The sequence below is a fragment of the Brevundimonas sp. GN22 genome, from assembly GCF_054824005.1.
On the sequence record NZ_JSYD01000015.1, the window covers coordinates 22,103 to 44,314 of the forward strand.

The 22,212-nt window shown below is 60.9% G+C and carries 20 protein-coding genes and 1 tRNA gene; 13 read left to right on the plus strand and 8 right to left on the minus strand.

All coding sequences use genetic code 11. From position 1 onward, the window contains the following. Window positions 1-9: 9 nt before the first annotated feature. From uppS to lpxB, 11 genes are read left to right on the plus strand one after another with little or no spacing between them, the layout of a single operon-like run. Entirely contained in the window at window positions 10-768 is a 759-nt protein-coding gene (uppS, locus tag OB03_RS02525) for a polyprenyl diphosphate synthase (RefSeq protein WP_461343136.1), read from the plus strand. Next, window positions 768-1,586, plus strand: a complete 819-nt coding sequence (locus OB03_RS02530; RefSeq protein WP_242913587.1) for a phosphatidate cytidylyltransferase — start codon at window positions 768-770, stop codon at window positions 1,584-1,586. Before uppS ends, OB03_RS02530 begins: the two co-directional genes overlap by 1 nt. Beyond that, window positions 1,583-2,779 carry a 1-deoxy-D-xylulose-5-phosphate reductoisomerase gene (gene dxr / locus OB03_RS02535; protein ID WP_461343137.1) on the plus strand — a complete coding sequence of 399 codons (1,197 nt, stop codon included), beginning with the start codon at window positions 1,583-1,585 and terminating at the stop codon, window positions 2,777-2,779. The genes OB03_RS02530 and dxr overlap by 4 nt, the downstream gene beginning before the upstream one ends. Before the next feature lie 27 nt (window positions 2,780-2,806). After that, a complete protein-coding gene (locus tag OB03_RS02540; protein WP_461343138.1) occupies window positions 2,807-4,024 on the plus strand; it encodes a M50 family metallopeptidase in 1,218 nt (405 codons plus the stop codon). A 29-nt stretch (window positions 4,025-4,053) separates the two neighbouring features. Next, the gene (gene bamA, locus OB03_RS02545) at window positions 4,054-6,456 is read left to right on the plus strand and encodes an outer membrane protein assembly factor BamA (RefSeq protein ID WP_461343139.1); all 2,403 of its coding nucleotides are present in this window, start codon (window positions 4,054-4,056) and stop codon (window positions 6,454-6,456) included. 35 nt (window positions 6,457-6,491) lie between these two features. Next, window positions 6,492-7,073, plus strand: a complete 582-nt coding sequence (locus OB03_RS02550) for an OmpH/Skp family outer membrane protein (RefSeq protein WP_242913583.1) — start codon at window positions 6,492-6,494, stop codon at window positions 7,071-7,073. An 8-nt stretch (window positions 7,074-7,081) separates the two neighbouring features. Further along, window positions 7,082-8,101, plus strand: coding sequence for a UDP-3-O-(3-hydroxymyristoyl)glucosamine N-acyltransferase (gene lpxD, locus OB03_RS02555; RefSeq protein ID WP_461343140.1), 1,020 nt, complete (start codon window positions 7,082-7,084; stop codon window positions 8,099-8,101). After that, the gene (fabZ, locus tag OB03_RS02560; protein ID WP_242913581.1) at window positions 8,098-8,562 is read left to right on the plus strand and encodes a 3-hydroxyacyl-ACP dehydratase FabZ; all 465 of its coding nucleotides are present in this window, start codon (window positions 8,098-8,100) and stop codon (window positions 8,560-8,562) included. The genes lpxD and fabZ overlap by 4 nt, the downstream gene beginning before the upstream one ends. Then, complete coding sequence (gene lpxA / locus OB03_RS02565; protein WP_461343141.1) at window positions 8,559-9,350, plus strand: acyl-ACP--UDP-N-acetylglucosamine O-acyltransferase; 792 nt, start codon at window positions 8,559-8,561, stop codon at window positions 9,348-9,350. The genes fabZ and lpxA overlap by 4 nt, the downstream gene beginning before the upstream one ends. Further along, window positions 9,347-10,189 (plus strand): UDP-2,3-diacylglucosamine diphosphatase, encoded by an 843-nt coding sequence (gene lpxI, locus OB03_RS02570; RefSeq protein WP_461343142.1) that lies wholly within the window; start codon window positions 9,347-9,349, stop codon window positions 10,187-10,189. Before lpxA ends, lpxI begins: the two co-directional genes overlap by 4 nt. Beyond that, window positions 10,182-11,348, plus strand: coding sequence for a lipid-A-disaccharide synthase (gene lpxB, locus OB03_RS02575; protein WP_461343143.1), 1,167 nt, complete (start codon window positions 10,182-10,184; stop codon window positions 11,346-11,348). Before lpxI ends, lpxB begins: the two co-directional genes overlap by 8 nt. A gap of 1 nt (window position 11,349) precedes the next feature. On the opposite strand, the gene OB03_RS02580 is transcribed toward lpxB, so the two are convergent. From OB03_RS02580 to gltX, 3 genes are all read right to left on the minus strand, one after another. Beyond that, window positions 11,350-11,514, minus strand: a complete 165-nt coding sequence (locus OB03_RS02580) for a hypothetical protein (RefSeq protein ID WP_242913577.1) — start codon at window positions 11,512-11,514, stop codon at window positions 11,350-11,352. Window positions 11,515-11,606: 92 nt separating this feature from the next. After that, window positions 11,607-12,902 (minus strand): citrate synthase, encoded by a 1,296-nt coding sequence (gene gltA / locus OB03_RS02585; RefSeq protein WP_242913576.1) that lies wholly within the window; start codon window positions 12,900-12,902, stop codon window positions 11,607-11,609. Between the two features lie 64 nt (window positions 12,903-12,966). Continuing rightward, complete coding sequence (gene gltX, locus OB03_RS02590; RefSeq protein WP_461343144.1) at window positions 12,967-14,382, minus strand: glutamate--tRNA ligase; 1,416 nt, start codon at window positions 14,380-14,382, stop codon at window positions 12,967-12,969. A gap of 106 nt (window positions 14,383-14,488) precedes the next feature. Between gltX and OB03_RS02595 the strand changes: the two genes are divergently transcribed. Beyond that, window positions 14,489-16,549 (plus strand): ComEC/Rec2 family competence protein, encoded by a 2,061-nt coding sequence (locus OB03_RS02595; RefSeq protein ID WP_461343145.1) that lies wholly within the window; start codon window positions 14,489-14,491, stop codon window positions 16,547-16,549. Here the strand turns inward: OB03_RS02595 and lexA are convergent. From lexA to OB03_RS02615, 4 genes are all read right to left on the minus strand, one after another. Further along, entirely contained in the window at window positions 16,543-17,241 is a 699-nt protein-coding gene (lexA, locus tag OB03_RS02600) for a transcriptional repressor LexA (protein ID WP_461343146.1), read from the minus strand. The genes OB03_RS02595 and lexA overlap by 7 nt on opposite strands. Window positions 17,242-17,433: 192 nt before the next feature. Next, window positions 17,434-17,510: transfer RNA gene (locus OB03_RS02605), tRNA-Asp, on the minus strand. Window positions 17,511-17,700: 190 nt separating this feature from the next. After that, the gene (locus OB03_RS02610) at window positions 17,701-18,261 is read right to left on the minus strand and encodes a GNAT family N-acetyltransferase (protein ID WP_461343147.1); all 561 of its coding nucleotides are present in this window, start codon (window positions 18,259-18,261) and stop codon (window positions 17,701-17,703) included. Next, window positions 18,261-20,453 (minus strand): S9 family peptidase, encoded by a 2,193-nt coding sequence (locus tag OB03_RS02615; RefSeq protein ID WP_461343148.1) that lies wholly within the window; start codon window positions 20,451-20,453, stop codon window positions 18,261-18,263. Before OB03_RS02615 ends, OB03_RS02610 begins: the two co-directional genes overlap by 1 nt. A gap of 70 nt (window positions 20,454-20,523) precedes the next feature. On the opposite strand from OB03_RS02615, the gene OB03_RS02620 reads away from it, so the two are divergent. Continuing rightward, window positions 20,524-21,345, plus strand: a complete 822-nt coding sequence (locus tag OB03_RS02620; protein WP_461343149.1) for a trypsin-like serine peptidase — start codon at window positions 20,524-20,526, stop codon at window positions 21,343-21,345. Here the strand turns inward: OB03_RS02620 and OB03_RS02625 are convergent. Beyond that, window positions 21,312-22,100 carry an energy transducer TonB gene (locus OB03_RS02625; RefSeq protein WP_461343150.1) on the minus strand — a complete coding sequence of 263 codons (789 nt, stop codon included), beginning with the start codon at window positions 22,098-22,100 and terminating at the stop codon, window positions 21,312-21,314. The genes OB03_RS02620 and OB03_RS02625 overlap by 34 nt on opposite strands. Between the last annotated feature and the right edge of the window lie 112 nt (window positions 22,101-22,212).

Sequence of the window (22,212 nt, forward strand, 5' to 3'; positions counted from 1 at the left end):
CAGAGCTTGATGTCGGCCTCAACCGTCACGCCTAAGCCACTTCATGTGGCGATTATCATGGACGGCAACGGACGGTGGGCCGAGCGCAGAGGTGTACCTCGTGCGCTAGGCCACCGTGAGGGCGTGCAGGCTCTGCGCCGTACGATCAAGGCGGCTCCGGAGTTGGGCGTGAAATGTCTGACGGTTTTCGGCTTCTCGACCGAAAACTGGAGCCGACCTGCCGACGAGGTATCGGACCTTATGGGTCTGATCCGCGCTTTTATCGGTGGCGACCTCAAGAAGCTGGACAAGGCCGGTGTGCGCGTGCGTGTGCTGGGCCGTAGGGCGGGCGTTCCCGCCGACATTCTCAAATTAATCGATCACGCTGAGGCTACGACCGCAGGGAATGACAAATTCCTGTTGCAGGTCGCCTTCAACTACGGCGGGCGCGCCGATCTGGTGGATGCCGCGCAGGCTCTGGTTGACCGTGCCGCGCGCGAAGGAACGTTCGAGGTCGATGAAGACACCTTCGGCGACCAACTATCGACAGCCGGTTCGCCGCCCGTTGATCTGATTATCCGCACTTCTGGCGAGCAGCGGTTGTCGAACTTCCTGTTATGGGATTGCGCCTACGCCGAACTGGTGTTCCAACCAGTGCTGTGGCCCGATTACGGACCCGAGGCCTTACAAGCCGCAATCGAAGAGTTTTCCCGTCGCGAACGCAGGTTCGGCGGGCGTGAGGTTTTAGAGGCTCCCGTGTCGCCTTCCGCAGAAAGAGTGGTCATCTGATGGCCCTCAAACCCAAAGATATTGCTATTCGCGCCGCATCGGCGGGCGTGCTCGCTCCGGCGGCTGTACTGGCCATCTGGGGCGGCGGAATCTGGTTCTCCATGCTGGTGTTCGTTGCGGGCTGCATGCTTGCCCTCGAATGGGCCCGTATGAGCGAACCGCGCGACTGGCAGTCCGTAGGCCTTACCGTCGCTGGCGGCGTTTTGGCCCCGCTGATTGCCGCGCACTTTGGCTTGATGTCCCTGTCATTTGTGTTGCTGGTGTTTGGCGCTGCCGTCGCCGGACTGGTTTCGCACCGACGAGGCGGCGAGGGGCTGGATGCTGCCTACGGCGTGCTCTACCTCGGTTGGCCGTGCATTCTGCTCATCTGGATGCGCGATTTGAACTCGGCGCAGGGTCTGTACTGGACCGTGCTGGTGTTCGCTGTGGCTTGGGCTGCGGATATACTCGCCTATCTGGTCGGCAGCGCGCTGGGCGGCCCCAAACTGTGGCCGCGGTTCTCTCCAAACAAGACGTGGTCCGGCTTTATCGGCGGTCTGTTAGCCGGCTCGATTGCCGGTGCGGTTATGGCCGCATGGTTGGACATGGGCGCGCTGACAGCCCTGTGGGGCGGTGTGCTCGGTCTTGCTGCGGCATTGGCGACCATGGGCGGTGACCTTTGGGAGTCGGCCCTGAAGCGCCGGTTCGGCGTCAAGGATGCCGGTAACTTGATCCCTGGCCATGGCGGCCTGCTGGATCGCGTTGACGGTTTGATGTTTGCCGTGGTCGTTGTCGCTATCGGCCGCCTAATTGTCCTCTGGATCGGGGGCAACGGGTGATTAGCCGCACCATCAGTGTGCTGGGGTCGACAGGTTCGGTCGGCACCTCGACACTCGACCTGATGGCCGCTGCCGAACAAAACGGCTCGGGCCAGTTTCAGGTAGAAGTCCTGACCGGTGGCTCTAACGTTGGCCTGCTGGCGGAACAATGCCGCCGCTGGAAACCCAAGCTTGCGGTCATCGCCAATGAGGCCAAGCGCGCCGAACTGGTTGACGCTATATCCGGCACGGGGATCGAGGTCGGGGCAGGGGATGCCGCAATCGTAGAGGCCGCCTCACGTCCGGTGGACTGGGTTATGGCCTCTATCGTCGGCGCTGCAGGCCTTCGTTCGGCATGGGCGGCGGCGGGTACCGGAAACACCTTGGCGCTCGCCAACAAAGAAAGCCTCGTCTGCTGTGGCCCAGCGCTGCTGGAGCGCGTCCGCACGGCAGGTGGACGGATCATTCCGGTAGATTCCGAGCACTCGGCTATTTTTCAGGTCTTCCCGCTGGACGCTCCCGAGCGCGTGTCGAAGCTGGTCCTGACGGCTTCGGGTGGTCCATTCCGCCAAACGCCCATCGAAAACATGCGCGCTATCACGCCTGAACAGGCTGTGGCCCATCCGAACTGGTCCATGGGGGCCAAGATTTCGGTCGATAGTGCATCCATGGCCAATAAGGGTCTGGAGCTTATCGAGGCGGCCTATCTGTTTGATATGCCCCAGTCCAAGATCGACGTGGTGGTACATCCTGAGTCGATTATCCACAGCCTTGTGGAATACGTCGATGGCTCGACGCTGGCCCAGATGGGGCCGCCGGACATGAAGACGCCGATCGCCAACGCCTTGTCGTGGCCGGATCGAATGCCGTGGCCGGCACCAAAGCTGGATCTCGCCGCGCTGGGCCAGTTGACCTTCGGGCGGCCCGATGTGGCGCGCTTCCCGGCGCTTGCGCTGGCACGCGATGCACTCGAGGCAGGCGGTATTTCGCCTATCGTGTTCAATGCCGCCAATGAAGTGGCCGCATTCGCTTTTCTTGACCGACGGTTGGCATTTCTAAATATTGCCGCAGTCATAGCCGAAACCCTTGAAAAGGCGACGAGAGACGGCCTTGCGATGGGAACGGGAAGCGCTGCTGAAGCGGCGCTGGCCGTAGATCGTGAAGCCAGACTTATCGCACGGGGTGTTGTCTCGGCACTGGATATGGCGGCGTAAACGTCGCGGTTTTAGACTGGAGATCGGATGATCGGCTTCTTGGGCCAACTGCTGACCTATGTGGTCCCGTTTCTGCTGGTCCTGACCGTCGTGGTCACGATCCACGAACTCGGCCATTTCCTTACGGCCCGCGCTTTCCGCGTAAAGATCGATCGTTTCGCTATCGGCTTTGGCCGCGCCATCTTCCAACGCACCGACAAGCACGGCGTGGAATGGCGCGTCGGCTGGCTGCCTCTGGGCGGCTATGTGAAATTTGCCGGTGATCTGGATGAAACCGGCGTGCCGGACCGTGCCGGGCTGGAAGAACTGCGCAAGCGGATCGTCGCCACCGAAGGGCAGGGTGCAGAGCGCGCCTATATGTATTTCAAGCCAATCTGGCAGCGCGCCCTCATCGTAGCGGGCGGCCCGTTCGCTAACTTTGCGCTGGCCATGGCCATCTTTACCCTGATCTTCTCTGTCGTGGGCGCGCCGCAAAGCCCGGCGCGGGTCATGGACGTATCGGATGGTTCGCCAGCCGCCCAGGCCGGCTTCGAGAAAAATGACGTCATTACCCACGTCAACGGCCGCGCCATCGAAGATAGCTCCGAAGTCATCCGGGCTGTCGTGCTTTCCAGCAATACGCCTGTGAATTTCACGGTCGAACGCGGCCAGGCGATCGTTTCTATCGTCGCGACCCCCGTTCGCACCATGGTGGATGATCCTGTCGGTGGCCGCGTCTCCATGGGACGTATCGGTCTCGCGCTGGGGTCTCTTCCTAACGAAGTGCGTCGCGTCCGCTATTCGCCCGTCGCGGCCGTGGGCAAGGGCGTCGAAGAGATCGGCGACATTCTGGGCACAACCTTCAAGTATATCGGCCGCATTTTCACTGGCCGCGAAAATGGCGATCAGTTCAGTGGACCGCTCGGCATTGCCCGTGCTTCCGGAGCGATCACAAACGCTGCAGTAGCCGTAAATCCCGATCCCGCTGTGGCTACGTTAAACCTGTTGCTGACGCTAACGCACTTTGCCGCCATACTTTCGGTCGGAATCGGATTTTTAAATCTTTTGCCGATTCCGGTTTTGGATGGGGGGCACCTTATGTTCTACGCTTATGAAGCTATTGCTAAACGCCCCTTGGACGCCCGTATTCAGGCTGCCGGTTACAGAGTTGGACTTGCCATGTTGGCCTGTTTGATGTTGTTCGCCACTTGGAACGACCTACAGAAGCTGAATCTTTTTAAATTCCTTGGCGGGCTCGTCGCGTGAGTCGAGACCTGCCCCTAAGGACATCCCGAATGATCGACCTGATGAACCGAACTTCCTTCCGCGCGCGAATTCTGGGTCCGAGTAGTATCGCCCTCGTGATGGCCGCTGGTCTGGCCACGCCATCGTTGGCCCAGCAAGCTGCTCCGGTTGCCCAAGAGACGCCGAACATTGTGGTGCCCGAGTCTGATCGCGCCCAGGTGAACCGCATCGTGGTTCGCGGGAATCAGCGCATCGATCAAACGACGGTCCTGTCCTACCTGCCGATCCAGCCGGGCGACATCGTCGATCCGGTGACGTTCGACGTTGCTGTTCGTACTCTGTACCGCACCAACCTGTTCGCCAACGTCCAGTTGGGCCTGCAGCCGAATGGCGATCTGGTGATCGAAGTGGTCGAGAACCCGATCATCAACCAGGTGACGTTCGAGGGTAACAAGGCTCTCACCGAGAAGAAGCTGCGCGACGAAGTCAGCATCAACCCCCGTGGCATCTACACCCGTGCGCGCGTTCAGGAAGACGTTGGCAAGATCGTGGAACTGTACCGTATGTCGGGCCGTATCTCGGCCACGGTGACGCCGCGTCTGGTTCAACTGGACCAGAACCGCGTAGACGTCGTGTTCGAGATCGATGAAGGCCCCGAGAGCGGTATCTCGGGCATCACCTTCCTCGGTAACAAAGCTTTCACCGACGCCGAATTGCGCGAAGTTATGGTCACCCAGACCTCGCGTTGGTGGCGCCTGTTCTCGTCGAACGACAACTACGACCCGAACCGTCTCGACTACGACCGCGAGCAACTGCGTAAGTTCTATACGAACCGCGGCTACTACGACTTCACCATTCGTTCGTCGGTTGCAGAACTGAAGCCGGACAACAGCGCGTTCGCTGTGACCCTGACCGTGGACGAGGGCGATAAATACACCTTCGGCGACGTCAAGGTTGTCACCGAAAGCGACCGCTTGAATGCAGAGTTCCTGACCAGCCTGCTGCCGATCCGCTCGGGTGACCTGTACCAGAGCGACCGCATTGAAACGGCAGTCGACACCCTGACGTTCGCCGCCGGCTCGGCAGGTTACGCCTTCGTTGATATCAACCCGACCTATCGCGCCAATCCGGAAACCGACAAGGTTGACGTGACCTTCAATGTCCGCGAAGGCCAGCGCGTCTATGTCCAGCGCATCAACGTCGTGGGCAACACCCGCACGCTGGACAGCGTGATCCGTCGCGAAATGCTGCTGGGCGAGGGCGATGCCTTCAACCGCAACCTGATCGAGCGCTCGCGTAACAATCTGCGTGCACTGGGCTTCTTCAAGGATGTGAAAATCGAGGAGACCCGTGGCTCGGCACCGGACCGCTCCATCGTCAACGTGACGGTTGAAGAGCAGCCGACGGGCGAACTGTCGGTGGGTGCCGGCTTCAGCTCGTTTGACAGCTTCACCCTGAACCTCGGCATCACCGAGCGTAACTTCCGCGGTCGTGGCCAGAACATCGTGGCCCGCGCAGAGTGGGGCTCGATCCGTCAACAGATCGACTTCCGATTCACTGAGCCGAAGTTCATGGGCCGCGATATCGCTGCTGGTTTCGACCTGTTCCACACCCGCCTCGATCTGAGCGAGTACTCGTCCTACGACTACCGCTCGACCGGCGCAGGTGTGCGTCTGACCTATCCGCTCAACAACTACACCCGTCTCAGCCTGCGCTACTTCATCAAGGATGATGAGGTCATGGTGCCGAACAGCTACTGCTCGCAAGCAGGTTACGGCTCGTCGGCCCTGTGTGATCAGATCGGTGCCTATATCAACTCGTCGGCAGGCTACACCCTGTTCGTGGACCGTCGTAACGACCCCATCCGCGCGACCCGCGGCTGGACCGCTGCACTACGTCAGGATCTGGCCGGTATCGGCGGCGATGTGAACTACATCAAGACCGAGATCGATGGTGCCTACTACTACGGCATCACGCCGAATTGGGTCGTCAGCGTCCAGGGCTCTGTCGGCTACGTCGCGGGCTGGGCCGGTGACTCGATCCGCATTAACGACCGCTTCTTCAAGGGCGGCCAGTCGTTCCGAGGTTTTGAAACCGCCGGTATGGGCCCGCGCGATCTGACCACGACCGACGCCCTCGGCGGCAACTTCTACGCCATCGGCACCGTCGAACTGACGGTCCCGAACGGTCTGCCTGAGCAGTATGGCATCAAGACCAGCCTGTTCGCGGACGTGGGTACGCTTGGCCAGTTGGACGACCGTTACCTCGTCAACTCGCAGGGTCTGCCCAACCCGCAAATCGTTGATGACATGGCATTGCGCGCCGCTGCGGGCCTCAGCATCCACTGGCGTTCGCCGATGGGTCCGATCCGCTTCGATCTGTCGAAGGTCCTCGCCAAGGAAGACTACGACAAGACCGAAACCTTCCGCTTCTCGACCTCTACCCAGTTCTAAACCGCGGCTTTCAGCCCGCACTAAGGCTTAACACTATGAAGATGCTTTCTATCGGTGCATTCGCTCTGGCCACGCTGACCGCTTCGGCTGCTGCAGCTCAACAGGCTCCGGCAAACCCGGGTCCGGTCCTGCCGGGCGTCTGCTCATTCTCGGGCGAGCGCGTTCTTGGCGCTTCGGCCGCTGGCCAAGCCCTGCAAGCCCGCATGGTCCAACTGTACCAAGAAGTTCAAGGCGAACTGCAGCCGTACGCCACCTCGATCGAGAGCGAAGCCCAGCAGCTGCAACAAAGCGCCGCCAGCCTGTCGGAAGCTGATCGCAACAGCCGCCTGCAAGCGCTGCAAACCCGTGACCGCGAACTGCAACAACTGCAGCAAACCCGCGCTAACGAGCTGCGCTACACCCAGTCGGTTCAAGCTCAAGCCATCGATACCGCTGCACGTCCGATCGTGATCGCTGTGTACCAAGAGCGTGGTTGCGGCGTCCTACTGTCGGCTGAAGCCGTCGCCTACATCAACCCTGCTATGGACATCACGGACACCGTAATCCAGCGCCTGAACGCTCAGCTGCCTTCGCTGTCGTTCAACCGCATGCCGGTTCCGGTTCAAGCTCAGAACTAATAGGGGCCATGCCCGACACGACCTTCTTCACGACCTTGCCCCCCCGCACGGTCTCCGCCATCGCCGCTGATCTCGGCGCGGAGGTGATCCGGGGTGGAGAGGTCATCGTATCGGCGGTTGCGCCCCTGTCCGGAAAGGACGGGGGCGCTATCGCTTTTATGGGTGATCGCAAATTTCTATCGGCGCTACGGGAAACCCGCGCCGCTTGCGTCATCGTACATCCATCCATGGTGGAGCACGTCCCCGACGGCGTGGCGATCATCGCCTCGCGTCAAGCGCAGGCCGACTGGGCGCGCACGTCGATGATGCTGCACGCCCCGCGTCGCCTTACGCGCTCGATCCCGCTGTCCGAAGCGGCGGAAGACGACACCGTCGTCACCGAGCCGGGTGTGGTGATCGGCGAGGGAGCCCGCATCGGTCGGGGTTCCTACATCGGTGCAAACACGGTCATTGGCTCGGGCGTACAGATCGGCCGTGACTGCGTGATCGGCTCGAACGCCAGTCTAACCTTCTGCCTGTTGGGGGACAGGGTGAAGGTCTATTCGGGCGTCCGTATCGGCGAATCCGGCTTTGGTGCCGCTGTTTCTCGCGACGGCCCGATCGACATTCCGCAACTTGGCCGCGTAATCCTTCAGGACAACGTGACCATTGGTGCGAACTCTTGTGTGGACCGCGGGGCCTATGACGACACCGTCATTGGCGAAAACACCAAGATCGATAATCTGGTCATGATCGGCCACAACTGCGTCATTGGCCGTAACAACCTGATGGCGGCAAACACCGGCATTTCGGGTTCGGTTACGACCGGCGACAATGTCATCTTCGGCGGCAAGGCCGGCATCGGTGACCACATCAACATCGGCGAAGGCGCACGAGTTGCGGCCGGTGCCGGTGTGCTAGCCGACATTCCGCCCGGTGAAACATGGTCCGGCTATCCGGCTAAACCCCTTCGCCAGTTCCTGCGCGAAACGGTCTGGCTCTCTAAACAAGTGGCCCACCGTAAGGGCTCGAAGGAATCTCAAGCATGAGCGAACAGATCAACATCGACTATGCCGAGGTGATGCGTCGCCTGCCGCACCGTTACCCGTTCCTGCTCGTCGACAAGGCTGAGAACTTCGTTCCGGCCACGTCGATCACCGGCATCAAGAACGTAACGCACAACGAGCCGTTCTTCCCCGGTCACTTCCCGATTGATCCGGTTATGCCGGGCGTTCTGATCGTCGAGGCCATGGCCCAGACGGGCGCTCTGCTGATGTCCAAGACGCTGGACGTGGCTGTGGCTGACAAGGTCATCATGTTCATGTCGATTGATGGCGTGCGCTTCCGCAAGCCGGCCCGTCCGGGCGATCAACTGCGCATGGAAGTGAAGGTCATCAAGGCTCGCGGCGACGCCTACAAGTTCCGTGGCGAGACCTTCATCGATGGCAAACTCGCCGCCGAAGCCGAGTTCATGGCCATGGTCGTGACGGTTCAGGAGCCTGCGGCGTGAGCAATGTCCACCCGACAGCCGCCGTCGATTCCAGCGCCGTCATTGCGGACGGCGCTATCGTCGGACCGTGGAGTGTCGTCGGACCGAACGTAAGTCTGGCTGACGGCGTCGTGCTGAAATCGCACGTCGTGGTCCAACAGGACACCACGATCGGTGCCAACACTGTCGTGCACCCGTTTGCGCTGGTCGGCGGCGACCCACAACACCTCGGCTACAAGGGTGAACAGGTTCTCCTCCAGATCGGCGAGAACAACATCATCCGCGAGCACTCGACGCTGAACCGCGGCACGCCGCAGGGCACGGGTGTGACCATCCTTGGCAACAACTGCCTGTTGATGACGGGTGCACACATCGGCCACGACTGCGTCGTCGAAGACAATGTCACCATGGCCAACAATGCGACGTTGGGCGGTCACGCCCACATCGGCGCGCGCACCTTCCTGGGTGGCCTCTGTGCAGTGCACCAAAACGCTCGTGTGGGGCAGGGCGCGATCATCGGCGGTCTTGCCGCTGTAACCCGCGACGTCATCCCCTACGGCTCGGCATGGGGCAACCATGCGCGTCTGCGTGGACTGAATATCATCGGCCTGAAACGCAAGGGTTACGGGAAGGATCAACTTCGTCGTCTGCTGGCCTTCTACCGCGAACTGTTCGAGGGCGAGGGTGCCTTTGCCGACCGTCTGGTCAGCGTGGGCGACAGATATTCGGACATTCCGGAAATTGTCGAAATCCTCGACTTCATTCGCGATGGTGCTAAACGCCCGCTCTGCCTACCGAACGCTGAATGAAAAAGCTTGGACTGATCGCTGGCGGCGGCGACCTGCCTGCCTCCGTGGCGGCCCGCTGCGAAGAAGAAGGCCGCGCGGTCTATGTGATCCGTCTTGATGGTTTCGCCGACGACAGCGTATCGCGCTGGCCCGGCGAGACCATCGGCATGGCCCAGATCGGCACCATCCTGAAGGCTCTTCGCCGCGAAAACTGCGAGGCAGTTTGTTTGGCGGGATACGTAAATCGTCCTGATTTCAAAACGTTGAAGCCGGATTTTAAGGGCGCGACTCTGCTTCCGGGCATTGTCGCTGCGGCCACCAAGGGTGACGACGCCCTGCTACGTAAAATCCTCGGGGTGTTCGAAGGCGAAGGTTTCGCCGTCGAAGGTGCCGATGACATTCTGGGCAGCCATATGCTCTCCGCCGGCGCGCTGGGATCGGTAAGCCCTACTCCGGAGCAGATGTCGGACCTGAGAAAAGCTATCCATGTCGCTGAAAAATCAGGTGAACTTGATATCGGTCAGGGCGCCGTTGTAGCTGACGGCCTCGTGTTGGCTGTCGAAGCTCAAGAGGGCACTGACCTGATGCTGACCCGCGTCGCAGCTCTGCCGCAAGATTTGCGCGGGACACCAGCGACCCGCAAGGGCGCGCTGGCCAAGGCACCCAAGCCCATCCAGGACATCCGTGTCGATATGCCTGTCATCGGTCCTCGCACGGTTGAGCTGGCTGCCCAGGCCGGCCTTGCCGGCATCGGCGGATATGAGGGCCGGCTGATCATCATGGACATCGATGCGACGCGCCAGACTGCGGATCGCCTAGGAATGTTCGTATGGGGCATTGCCGGAGGCGAGCGTGTCTGAGCCAACCAAAATCATGCTGATCGCCGCCGAGGCTTCCGGCGATGCGCTGGGCGCAGGCCTAGCCAAGTCGCTGAAGGAGCGCGTGGGAACCGATCTGACGCTGGTTGGCGTCGGAGGGCCCCGTATGGCGGCCGAGGGGATTAAAAGCCCTTTCGACATTGCGGAGCTCTCGATCCTTGGATGGATCGACGGCATCAAAGCCTACGGGCGCGTGAAGAAGCGTATCGACGAAACGGTCGCATTTGTCCTGCGTGAACGACCGCAGGCAATCGTTTTGATCGATTCGTGGGGCTTCACCATCCGCGTGGCCAAGGCCGTTCGTAAGGTGGCTCCGGAAATCACCCTGATCAAATACGTCGGACCTCAGGTTTGGGCGTCGCGACCGAAGCGCGCTAAGGTGCTGGCCAGTGCGGTCGATCACCTGCTCGCGCTTTACACCATCGACGCGCCGTGGTTCGAGCGCGAAGGCTTGCCGACCACTGTGGTTGGATCGTCCGCTTTGCACATCGACATGAGCGGTGCTGATGGCGACGCCTTCCGTGCCAAGCGGGGCATTGCGGCTGATGCACCTTTATTGCTCGTCCTGCCAGGGAGCCGCCCTAGCGAGATCGAACGCATGACGTCCGTCTATGAAGAGACGGTCAAGCGCGTCAAATCCCAGATACCGGGCTTGCAGGTTGCCGTGATTGCGGCGGGCACTGTAGCTGACGATGTAGCAGGCCGCGTGGCGGCTTGGCCCTTCCGCGCACATCTGGTTCAAGAAGACGAGAAGTACGCGGCCATGAAGGCGGCCAATCTCGCCTTGGCTACCAGCGGCACGGTCTCAAGCGAGATCGGCATGGCTGGCACCCCAATGGTGATCGCCTACCGCATCGACAACCTGTCCTATGCGCTGATGAAGCGTCTGGTGACGGCCAAATATATCACCATGCTGAACATCGCCGCTGATCGTGAAGTCGCGCCAGAGTTCATCCAGCATGATGCGACGCCCGAAAACCTGACCAAGGCTGTGGTGGAGAGGTTGGCCAACCCAGATTTGGCAGGGGCGCAGGCCAAGGCCCAACTCGAGGCGCTCGAGGCGCTGGGCGGGGGTGGACCGCATCCTTCGGACATCGCCGCGGATGCAGTCCTAAAGGTTCTAGCCGACCGTAAGGTCTGACTTACTTCGTCATCCACGGGCGAGATTTACCCGCACCAATACGTTTGTTCTGTTCGCGTTGGAAAGCGCCGCCACGCGGTGCTTGCTCGCGCGCCGCGATGGCTTCCTGCTTTTGGCGCAGGGCGCGTTGGATCGGCGTCTCGTTCTGGGTGTTTTCGTTTGTCATGTCGCCCTTTAACACAGTTGGACCATGACCGCAGACAAAGAAAAACGCCGGGGCAAAACCCCGGCGTTTTCCATTTGATCTGTTCGGATCGATTAGCCGCGCTTGTCGATCGGAACGTAATCGCGCTGCGTCGGGCCGGTGTACAGCTGACGCGGACGACCGATTTTCTGGGTCGGATCGGCCATCATTTCCTGCCACTGCGAGATCCAGCCGACGGTGCGGGCCAGAGCGAACAGGACGGTGAACATGGTGGTTGGGAAGCCCATCGCCGACAGGGTGATACCCGAGTAGAAGTCTACGTTCGGGAACAGCTTGCGCGAGGTGAAGTACTCGTCCGACAGGGCGACCTTTTCCAGTTCCTTGGCAACGAGGAACAGCGGGTCGTTTGCACGGCCGGTCGCTTCCAGCACTTCGTATGCCGACTGCTGCATGACCTTCGCGCGCGGGTCGTAGTTCTTGTACACGCGGTGGCCGAAGCCCATGAGCTTGTACTTACGATCCTTAACGCCTTGGATGAACTCAGGAATACGGTCCGGGGTACCGATTTCCTTCAGCATGTTCAGGGCTTCTTCGTTCGCGCCACCGTGCGACGGGCCCCACAGGCAGGCGATGCCCGCTGCGATACAAGCGAACGGGTTTGCGCCCGACGAACCGGCCAGACGGACGGTCGAGGTCGAGGCGTTTTGCTCGTGGTCGGCGTGCAGGGTGAAGATGCGGTCCATGGCGCGGACCAGACGCGGGTCGACCTGATAGTCTTCAGCCGGAACGGCGAAGCACATACGCAGGAAGTTTTCGGCGTACGACAGGTCGTTGCGCGGCGAGATGAACGGCTGGCCGACGTGGTACTTATAAGCACGGGCAGCGATGGTCGGCATCTTGGCGATCAGACGGATGGCCGAGATGTCGCGCTGAACCGGATCATGGATGTCCAGGCTGTCGTGGTAGAATGCCGACAGAGCGCCGACGGTACCAACCATGATCGCCATCGGGTGGGCGTCGCGACGGAAGCCCTCAAAGAAGCGGTCAAACTGCGCGTGCAGCATGGTGTGGCGGGTGACGGTTTCCTTGAACGCTTCGTATTCGGCAGCGTTCGGCAGCTCACCCTTGAGCAGCAGGTGGCAAACTTCCAGGAAGTTCGATTCCGAGGCCAGTTGGTCAATCGGATAGCCGCGGTGCAGCAGCACGCCAGCGTCGCCGTCGATATAGGTCAGAGCCGACTCGCACGAAGCGGTCGAGGTGAAGCCCGGGTCGAAGGTGAAAGCACCGGTGCCCGCATACAGCTTGCGAATGTCGATGACGTCCGGACCGGTCGAACCGGCCAGAACGGGGAGGTCGATGCTCTTGTCGCCGAGGGTAAGAGTGGCGGCAGGTTTAGCTTGTTCAGTCATCTGGGCCCCTTGTTATACTTGGACCGGGCGCGGGGAGGCGGACGGCCTTGTGTTGGTTGGTGTGTTACTTAGTCTGTTGCAGCGCATCATCCAAGCGCTGGAGACTTTCGTCGCGGCCGATAGCGACCAGAATTTTTGCAATATCTGGAGCTGGAACGCCGCCCGTCAAAGCGGCGCGCGCAAAAGGCCCGATTTTACCGAAGCCTACGCCTTCTTTTTCAGCAAAAAGTTTAAGCGAAGCTTCAAGGTTTTCTACTGACCAACCCTGAATTTCGGTCAGGAATTCACGAAGTCGTGAAAGGCGGTCGAGGTTTTCGCCTTGCAGCAAACCACGGCTTTTCTCGTTTAGCGCGATTGGGTTCACCAGAAGGGCGAATTGAGCCTGATCAGCCAGTTCCGGAACCATCTTGGCCCGGTCCTTGATCAAGGGAATGACGCGCAGCAGTTTTTCGCGTGCCGCTGCATCAAGGGTCTGGCCCCGCGAGGCCAGCACGCCAGTGGTCAGATCAGCCAATCGCTGATCGTCGGCCTGGCGAATCCAGTGGGCGTTGACGTGCGCCAGCTTGTCGAAGTCCAGACGCGCCGGAGCCTTGTTGATGCCGCCGAAGTCGAACCAGGTCTTGGCCTGTTCGTCGTCAAACAATTCATCATCGCCATGAGCCCAGCCGAGGCGCGCCAGGTAGTTACGCATAGCTTCGGGCAGGTAGCCCATCTCGGCATATTCGTGGACAGCCTGTGCGCCGTGACGCTTGGACAGCTTGGCACCGTCAGGACCGTGAATCAGCGGGATGTGGGCAAACGTTGGGCGCGTCCAGCCCAGAGCATCATAAATCAGGCCCTGACGCGCAGCGTTGTTCAGGTGGTCATCACCGCGAATAACGTGCGTCACGCCCATATCGTGGTCATCGACAACCACGGCAAGGTTGTAGGTCGGAGCACCATCCGAGCGCAGAATAACCAGATCATCCAGGGCCGAAGATTCCCAGCGAACCGTTCCCTGAACAGCATCATCGACAATGACTGACTGTCCCAGCGGGCGACGGAAGCGAACCGTGAAGGGGTTACCCGCTTCGGCGTCGGTCGGCTCACGGTCGCGCCACGGCGATACGAAGTCCTTGCCCTCGGCCTTGGCCTGATCGCGCAGAGCCCCGGTTTCTTCAGCGGAAAGGTAGTCGCGATAGGCGTGACCGGTGTCGAGCAGTTGCTGGACTACCTCGCGGTGACGGTCAGCGCGCGAGAACTGATAGACCGGTTCTTCATCGGCGTGGAGGTTCAGCCAGTCCAGACCATCGAAAATGGCCTTTACCGCTTCGTCGGTCGAGCGCTCGCGGTCGGTGTCTTCAATACGGATCAGGAATTTGCCGCCGTGGCCCTTGGCGTACAACCAATTGAATAACGCGGTTCTCGCGCCGCCGATATGCAGGTAGCCTGTCGGCGAGGGGGCAAAGCGGGTGACAACAGTCGAAGATGGGGAGGTCATAGGCAATGAGTCCAATTCGGCCGCCCTTATACGCTCGTCAGCGACAAAACGAAGCCTTACGGTAAAGTTGATCGACGGTTTCCGTTCTCTCCTTAAGCACGAATGGATGGCCCAAAGTGACCGCTGGCCACTGTGGAGCGCCGTCTGCTTTGGTGCAGGTTGTGCCAGTTATTTCTGGTTTCGGACAGAGCCACCCCTTTGGCCGCTGCTTATATTTGCGGCCCTAAGCCTTTTAACGTGGGGATTTTCGCGTGTCCGAGGTGCGGCCAGATCGGTAACTTTGCCGTTGCTCATGCTCGCCTGCATGGCTGGAGGACTAGCCACGGGCAAGGCGCGTTCCGATGCAGTTGCTGCGCCCATTGCGCCGTCTATGGGCAAACCGACTTTGGTCGAAGCGTATGTAATCGATGTCGATTCTCCGGGGGCGAGAGGTCATCGCGTGATTCTGGCACCGGTTCGGATTCGCGGACTGGAGCCAGAGCAGGTTCCGCATCGCGTCCGCGCCACTGTCAAAGGCGAGCCCCCGCGACCGGGTGAGGCGGTGACGATATTCGGGCTTTTGAACCCTCCGCCCGCCCCGGCCAGTCCGGGCAGCTACGACTTCGGGCGAGGGGCATGGTTCGAGAGTATGGGCGGCGTATTGTTCGGTCTGACGGAGGCGCGATCTGCCGATCTTGCCGAGCCACCCTACGCAGTGCGGCAGGAAATGCGCATCAATGCGATCCGGTTCGCGTTGGCCGAAAGGTTGGTAGCGCGGCTGGGCGAACAAAGAGGCGGCATTGCCGCCGCAATGGTCACGGGCCACGAGACTTGGATCGGTGCAGACGACCTCCAGGCGATGCGGGATTCGGGACTGGCGCACATCCTGTCGATCTCGGGCCTGCACATGGCGGTGGTTGGGGGATTTGTATTCTTCCTGATACGCCTGCTGGTGGCTCTGGTGCCGTGGCTGGCGTTAAGGGCGTCCGGAAAGAAGATTGCAGCCGTGGCGGGCTTGCTGGCGGTCGGGGCCTATCTGTTGCTGTCCGGTGCACCGGCTCCGGCCGAAAGGGCGGCGGTGACAGCAGCGATTGCCTTCGGTGCCATTCTGCTGAACAGAAAAGCCATCAGCATGCGGGCGCTGGCGACGGCCGCTTTCGTCGTTCTCTTGTTGCAACCCGAAGCGGTGATCACGCCCGGCTTCCAAATGTCGTTTGCAGCAACGGCTGCTCTGGTGGCGCTAGCCGAGATTTGGCCAAGACGGATACGCGAGATCAACACGCCATGGCCGATAGCCGCGCTCCAACGGGCACTTTCGTGGGGTGGCACAGCGATCGCAGCAAGCCTGGTGGCGGGGCTCGCGACGGGGCCTTTCGTGATGCATCACTTCAACCGCACCAGCGTCTATGGACTGGTTGCGAATATGGCCAGCGCGCCGTTGGCGGATTTGATCATGCTTCCGGCGCTGGCCTTGGGTGCGGTGTTGGAGCCATTCGGGCTTGGCGGACCGTTCCTCTGGGTTGCAGGCGTGGGCGTGGAGGCCATGTTGGCGGTCGGGCATTGGGCTGCCTCCTTGCCCGGAGCTGTTCAGACCATGGCCAGTGCACCCGCTATAGCCCTTCCGGTCGCCTTCATCGGCGTTCTGTTCATGTGCCTATGGCGCGGATGGCTGCGACTGCTTGGACTACCCATGGCATGCGCGGTTTTGTTGTGGCCGCGACCTGAACCTCCATCGATCTGGATAGGCGAGGCCGCCACCAATGCCGCATGGGTTGAAGGCCAGCAGGCGACAGTTTTTCGTCCTGTCAGGGCATTCGCATCGCAGATCTGGGCGCAGCGATGGAATTTGGAAGTTCAGCAGCGCGACAAGTCCGACTGGACTTGCGGGAGAACGCATTGTCACCAATCCGAAGGCATCGCCCCTATAGCGCTGTGGTGGGGAAGGGCGGTGCCGGCAACCGACAAGCTGGAGGCTATGTGCATGGCCGCGGAAGTCGTTGCCGTCAGGTCGGTCGTGGCGGATTTACCTGCGGCCTGTAGCAATCGTCTGGTGCTGGACGGTCATGACTTCGCTGAAGGCGGAGCCGTCCAACTTTGGCGCGACCCCTCGGGTTGGCGTGCCAAATGGGTGCGGGACACGCGCGGGGTCAGGCCTTGGTCACGCTGGGGCGACCCCGACTATCAGTGATAGCGGCGCAGCAGGCCCACCAGCTTGCCCTGAACCTCGACCTGATCCGGACCGAAGATGCGGGTCTCATAGGCGCGGTTGGCCGGTTCCAGCGCAATCGACTGACCCTTGCGGCGCAGACGCTTGAGGGTAGCCTCTTCGCCTTCGACCAGAGCGACGACGATTTCGCCGTTGTTGGCGTTGTTGGTGCGTTTAATGACGACGGTGTCGCCATCGAAGATGCCCGCTTCGATCATGGAATCGCCCTCGATCTCCAGCAGGTAGTGCTCTCCGGAGCCCAGCATGGATTCGGGAACGAAAAAGCGGTCCTGTTCGTGCTGAATAGCGGCAATCGGCGTACCGGCGGCGATCTTGCCCAGCAGCGGCAGTTCGCGCACGTCGTTCGCCGCTTGAGGCACGGCGCGGTTCTGGCCGCCACCTTCGATGACATCAGGCTTGAACGGTGCGCGGCCCTTGGCGGGTGCAGCAGCCGTGGCCTGTTCCGGCATTTTGACAACTTCGAGAGCGCGGGCGCGGTGCGCCAGTCGGCGAATGAAGCCACGTTCCTCAAGAGCGGTGATCAGGCGGTGGATGCCCGACTTCGATGCCAGATCCAGCGCTTCCTTCATCTCGTCGAAAGAAGGCGACACGCCGGTTTCCTTGATGCGTTCGTGGATGAACATCAGGAGTTCGTGCTGCTTCTTGGTGAGCATGTCAGAGCGCTTTCAGAACAAGGCGTGAACCGTTGCCGAATGTTCTGTAAGTGTTCTGGTTAAAAGTCAACTAACGCCAGCTTGAAACAACAACAGGCGCACGAGGGCGCTGGGCGGTTTGTTTCAATTTTCAGGAAAGCGTTTCGGACCAAGAGCGGTATGCGCCACTCCGTACTTCTTAAAGAAGGGGAGTGGCGCGAGTGACGGGGCTCGAACCCGCGACCTCCGGCGTGACAGGCCGGCACTCTAACCAACTGAGCTACACCCGCTTGGTCCCGTTCGCGCCTTGTCCGGCGGGAACGAGGTGGTGTTTAGGTGGGGCTTCGTTTCGGGTCAACGGAAAAAATGCAGAGCCCTGAAAAAATACGGCAATTTGCGAAATGGATAGCGAATTCAGAACCTTGTTAGATACGAAGACGGGGACGTTGCCGCCCCCGCAAAAGCCCGCAAATCCGGCCTTTATCGTCCCTTGTCACTGAGCAGAAGCGCTGGCCCATCCGGCGGCGTGGTGTCTCCGGCCCCGAGTGAGAGCTGCATGAAAATAACGTCGCGCCATCCGTCCAACTTCCATCCAGCAGATGTGAATCGGCCGGAATCCGCGAATCCCCGTGAGCGATGCAGCGCGATTGACGACTCATTTTCGGAATCGCCGATGACCGCGACCATCTGGCGGACGCCTTTTCCTTCGCATTCGTGAATCAGTCGGTCGAGAAGAGCGCCGCCGACGCCCATGCCCTTGGCTTCCGGATCGAGATAAATCGAATCCTCGGCCATGTAACGATAGGCCTCGCGGGCGCGGAACGGACCGGCATAGGCATAGCCCATGACCTGACCGTCTTTCTCGGCAACCAGATAGGGCATGCCCAGCGCCCGCACATAGGCAAAGCGGGCTTTCATCTCGTTTTCGGTCGGGGGCACCAATTCGAAAGTGCCGCAGGCTTCGTTGACCCATCTGGCATAGATTTGCGTGATGGCGAGGAAGTCATCTTCCACCGCCTCACGAATAATGAACTCAGGCATCAGGCGAAGTCTTTTTCCCAGCCCTTGTTCACGGCCCAGATCGCGAAGGCGTAATCCAGCGCGATATCCTTCAGATAGTCGAAGCGACCCGACGAGGCGAAGTGGCCCGCCTCCATATTGATCTTCAGCAGGACGGGATTGGTCGAGGTGGTGTGGTCGCGCAGACGGGCGACCCATTTCTGCGGTTCCCAATAGGTCACGCGGGGGTCGGACAGACCGCCGGTCGCCAGTACCGCGGGGTACGCCTTGGCCGAAATCTGATCGTATGGGCTGTACGACCACATGTAGTCGTAAGCTTCGGCGTCCTCGAGGGGATTACCCCATTCCGGCCATTCCGGCGGGGTGAGGGGCAGGGAGGTGTCGCTCATGGTGTTGATCAGGTCCACGAACGGTACGCCGCCGATGATGCCTGCCCACAGTTCGGGGCGCATATTGGTGACGGCCCCCATCAGCAGACCACCAGCCGAGCGGCCCTCGGCCACGATGTGGCCTGCGCGGGCATAGTCTTTGTCGATCAGGTGATCGGCGGCCGCGATGAAGTCGGTGAAGGTGTTCTTCTTGGTGAAGCGGCGGGCGTTCAGGAACCAGTTCCAGCCCTTGTCCGCACCACCGCGAATGTGGGCGATGGCATAGATGAAGCCGCGATCCACCAACGACAGACGGTTGGTCGAGAAGCCCGCAGGCATCGACATACCGTAGGAGCCATAGCCGTACAGCAGCACAGGCGCGCTGCCGTCCGCGGGCGTGTCCTTGTGGCGCAGGATGGAGACGGGGACCAGTTCTCCGTCGGCAGCCGGAGCGTTCAGGCGTTCGACGATGTAATCGGCGGGGTTATGACCCGACGGCACTTCCTGAACCTTGCGCAGGGTGCGCTCGCGGGTCTTCTGGTCATAGTCGTAAACCGAGGTCGGCGTGGACATGGAATTGTAGGTGTAGCGGATAACCGTAGTGTCGAATTCCGACGCGCCTGCCAGCGACAGGCTGTAGGCCGGCTCGTCCACGGCGATCTCGTGCTCTGAACCCGCGCGGTCGCGAATGACGATCCTGGTGTTGGCGTCCGAGCGTTCCTGACGCGAGACAAAGTCCTTCGTCAGCGAGAAGCCTTCGATGTACCGACCCGGCGTATGGGGAACGAGGTCCGTCCAGTTGGCCTTGGCGGGGGCGTTTGTCGGGGCTTCGACGATTTTGAAGTCGATGGCGTCGTCAGCGTTGGTACGGATTACCCAGCGGTCGCCCCAGTGATCCATCGAATAGAGGCGGGCCTCTACGCGCGGCTCTACGACCACCGGCGTTGCGGTGGGGTTGGTGCCCGGGATCAGACGCGATTCTGAAGTTTCCTGATTGGCGATTGTCACCAGCATGAAGGCATCGTCCGAAGTACGGCCGAAGCCGAGGAACATGCCCTCGTCCTCTTCCTCATAAACGAGGGTCGTTTCTCCGCCTTTGGCCGGTCGGCGGAAAATCTTGTCAGGACGGCCGTTGTCGTTGCGATTGGTCCAGAAGATCCACTGGCTGTCCGGCGAGAAGGTGAAGTCGCCCGTTGCGGAGTCGATGACATCCGGCAGGACCTGACCGGTAGCGAGGTCCTTCACGTAGATTTTGTAGACTTCGGAGCCTTGGGCATCCTCGGAATAGGCGAACAGGCTGTGATCTGGGCTGACCTCGGTATCGCCGACTTCGGAATAGGCCTTGCCCTCGGCCAGTTTGTTGGCGTCCAGCAGGATTTCTTCGCCGTCGGTGCGGCCACGCGGGCGGCGGCAGTACAGTGGGTGCTGATCACCCACATTATAGCGGGTGTAGTATTCCCACGGACCATCAGCGGACGGGACCGAGGCGTCGTCTTCCTTGATGCGGCCCTTCATCTCCTCGAACATCTGGGCCTGAAGCGTGGTGGTCGAGGCCATCATGGCTTCGCGATAGGCGCTCTCTTCGTTGAGATGCTCTTTGACGTCCTGTTTGATCAGTTTCGGATCACGCAGAACGGCCTGCCAGTTGTCGTCCTTCATCCACTGATATTCATCGGTGCGGGTGCGACCCAGCTGTTCGATGGTGACAGGGACTTTCTTGGCAACGGGCGGTACAGGGCGAGGCATTCGGGCTCCGGTAGTCTGGGTAATCGACGGGTAGGCGAGGGCAGGTGTCGCGGCCACAAGGCCGGCGACGGTGGTAGCGAGTAGCTCGCGGCGATTCATAGACCCTGCCTCCCAGTGAACTTGTGAAACGGACCTTGTGCCGGTCGCGTCATAAGGTCAAATGTCGATCATGGTCCTCGACGCATATCCCCCCGAACCGCCCGTTGCCCAGTCGCCTGCTGCCGAGTGGGACATGACCCTCGGCCTGATCAGCGCGACGATCCAGATCGACCAGTCGATTGGCGGGGGGCGACGCAAAGTCGGGACGGGATTTCTGATCGAGGCACCGCGCCCTGACGGCTCTCCTCGTGTGGTCTTGGTCACGGCTGATCACGTGTTCAGTGTCATGCCCAACGCCCAGGCGCGTGCAGGATGGCGGGTGGCCGAGGCGGACGGGAATTGGCGCTACGCCCCTCAGGAGTTCCCGATCCGCGCGGAAGACGGCACGCCCCTGTGGACCAAGCATCCGGATCAGGACGTCGCTGTCATCGAGATCGAAGCGCCGGAGGCGTTTGCCCGTGCCGCCATTCCGGTCGGCTGGCTGGGCGATTCCCAAACCTTTGACCAATGGCGCATGGGGCCAGGCGACGAGTTGTTCGCTCTGGGCTATCCGCACGGCCTGTCTGCGAACCGTGCCGGTTTTCCCATCCTACGCTCGGGGCGCATTGCATCGTGGCCGCTAACGCCGGTGCAGCATTTTGCGACCTTCCTGTTGGACTTTAACGTCTCGCAGGGAAACTCTGGCGGCCCTGTATTTTGGGTGCCGGCGGCCACACGTCGTCCGGACGTTCCTGTGCCGGACCACCCCTTTATTGCCGGCATCCTGATCAAGGAAGTTCAAGGTGACGGTGAGGGCATCGAACTGGGCGTGGTGGCCCATGCCCAATATGTCCGCGAGACACTGGCGCTGATGGACGCTCAGCGGACCACGTACGAAGAACCGCAGTCGTAGGTCTCGCAGACACGCACTCTCAGCGGGGCGAAGTTGGTTTCGGGGGAATAGATGCTGGCGACCGCCTGATCCATCTCCCGAACCCAGTCGTCCCAGTCTGCAGGCTTCTGGGCCGGCACCGAAGTCTCGCCGCGTTTGGCCAGCACCATAGCGATCCCTTTGGCCAGCAGCTTCGCGTTGGTGCGCCCGATATACATTTCGGCGATCCAAGCCTGAACTTTCATCGCGCGCTCAGGTGGCAGTTGGTGCAGGCCCCAGTCAAAGTCGGATGCCGCGTTACGATCCCGCGCTAGCGACTGTGCGGCCACCATGCCGGCCAGCAGATTTGCGTTGCTCGGCGGCGGTCCCATCCAGATCGAGGGTGGGGGATCGACAGGCTCGGGAATGAAGGGGACCGACACCTTCAGCTGTCCGTCGGTCGCCACGCCATCAACCCGTCGCGGGGTTAGACGGCCTCGCTCGACAATGGCGACTGCCGCCGCCTCGAATCCTAGGCCTTCAGGGATGGCTTTTACCGCTTCACAAGCGGGCACGCCCTCTGCGCTGATCTGGCATTCGACATCGACCCGCCCCGACATGCCCAGATGGTTTGCCAAAATGGGATAGTCAGAGGGTTCAACTGTCGGCGCGGTGTGCCACACGGGATTTGTGATCCTGACTGGCACCTGCGGGACCGCGACCACTTCGACAGTGGGCTCGCCTACCTGAATCGAGGCAGCGAACAGCATCGCACCGGCCAGAACTGAAAGCGTCATTAGATCGAATCCCCCTCGGCCCAATCTCTCACGTCGGAGGGCGAGCCGTCGAGAGAGTGGGCTATTCCCTAAACCGGACATGAAAAACGCCCCCTGCATGCCATGATGCAAG

Excerpts from the sequence above, each read along its gene's own strand:
- OB03_RS02610 (WP_461343147.1), bottom strand. The coding sequence starts at position 18,261 with ATGCCTGAGTTCATTATTCGTGAGGCGGTGGAAGATGACTTCCTCGCC.
- OB03_RS02580 (WP_242913577.1), bottom strand. The coding sequence starts at position 11,514 with ATGACAAACGAAAACACCCAGAACGAGACGCCGATCCAACGCGCCCTG.
- bamA (WP_461343139.1), top strand. The coding sequence starts at position 4,054 with ATGATCGACCTGATGAACCGAACTTCCTTCCGCGCGCGAATTCTGGGT.
- OB03_RS02550 (WP_242913583.1), top strand. The coding sequence starts at position 6,492 with ATGAAGATGCTTTCTATCGGTGCATTCGCTCTGGCCACGCTGACCGCT.
- OB03_RS02625 (WP_461343150.1), bottom strand. The coding sequence starts at position 22,100 with ATGACGCTTTCAGTTCTGGCCGGTGCGATGCTGTTCGCTGCCTCGATT.
- OB03_RS02530 (WP_242913587.1), top strand. The coding sequence starts at position 768 with ATGGCCCTCAAACCCAAAGATATTGCTATTCGCGCCGCATCGGCGGGC.
- uppS (WP_461343136.1), top strand. The coding sequence starts at position 10 with ATGTCGGCCTCAACCGTCACGCCTAAGCCACTTCATGTGGCGATTATC.
- OB03_RS02540 (WP_461343138.1), top strand. The coding sequence starts at position 2,807 with ATGATCGGCTTCTTGGGCCAACTGCTGACCTATGTGGTCCCGTTTCTG.
- OB03_RS02615 (WP_461343148.1), bottom strand. The coding sequence starts at position 20,453 with ATGAATCGCCGCGAGCTACTCGCTACCACCGTCGCCGGCCTTGTGGCC.
- fabZ (WP_242913581.1), top strand. The coding sequence starts at position 8,098 with ATGAGCGAACAGATCAACATCGACTATGCCGAGGTGATGCGTCGCCTG.
- lpxI (WP_461343142.1), top strand. The coding sequence starts at position 9,347 with ATGAAAAAGCTTGGACTGATCGCTGGCGGCGGCGACCTGCCTGCCTCC.
- gltX (WP_461343144.1), bottom strand. The coding sequence starts at position 14,382 with ATGACCTCCCCATCTTCGACTGTTGTCACCCGCTTTGCCCCCTCGCCG.
- OB03_RS02595 (WP_461343145.1), top strand. The coding sequence starts at position 14,489 with ATGGCCCAAAGTGACCGCTGGCCACTGTGGAGCGCCGTCTGCTTTGGT.
- lpxD (WP_461343140.1), top strand. The coding sequence starts at position 7,082 with ATGCCCGACACGACCTTCTTCACGACCTTGCCCCCCCGCACGGTCTCC.
- OB03_RS02620 (WP_461343149.1), top strand. The coding sequence starts at position 20,524 with ATGGTCCTCGACGCATATCCCCCCGAACCGCCCGTTGCCCAGTCGCCT.
- lexA (WP_461343146.1), bottom strand. The coding sequence starts at position 17,241 with ATGCTCACCAAGAAGCAGCACGAACTCCTGATGTTCATCCACGAACGC.
- gltA (WP_242913576.1), bottom strand. The coding sequence starts at position 12,902 with ATGACTGAACAAGCTAAACCTGCCGCCACTCTTACCCTCGGCGACAAG.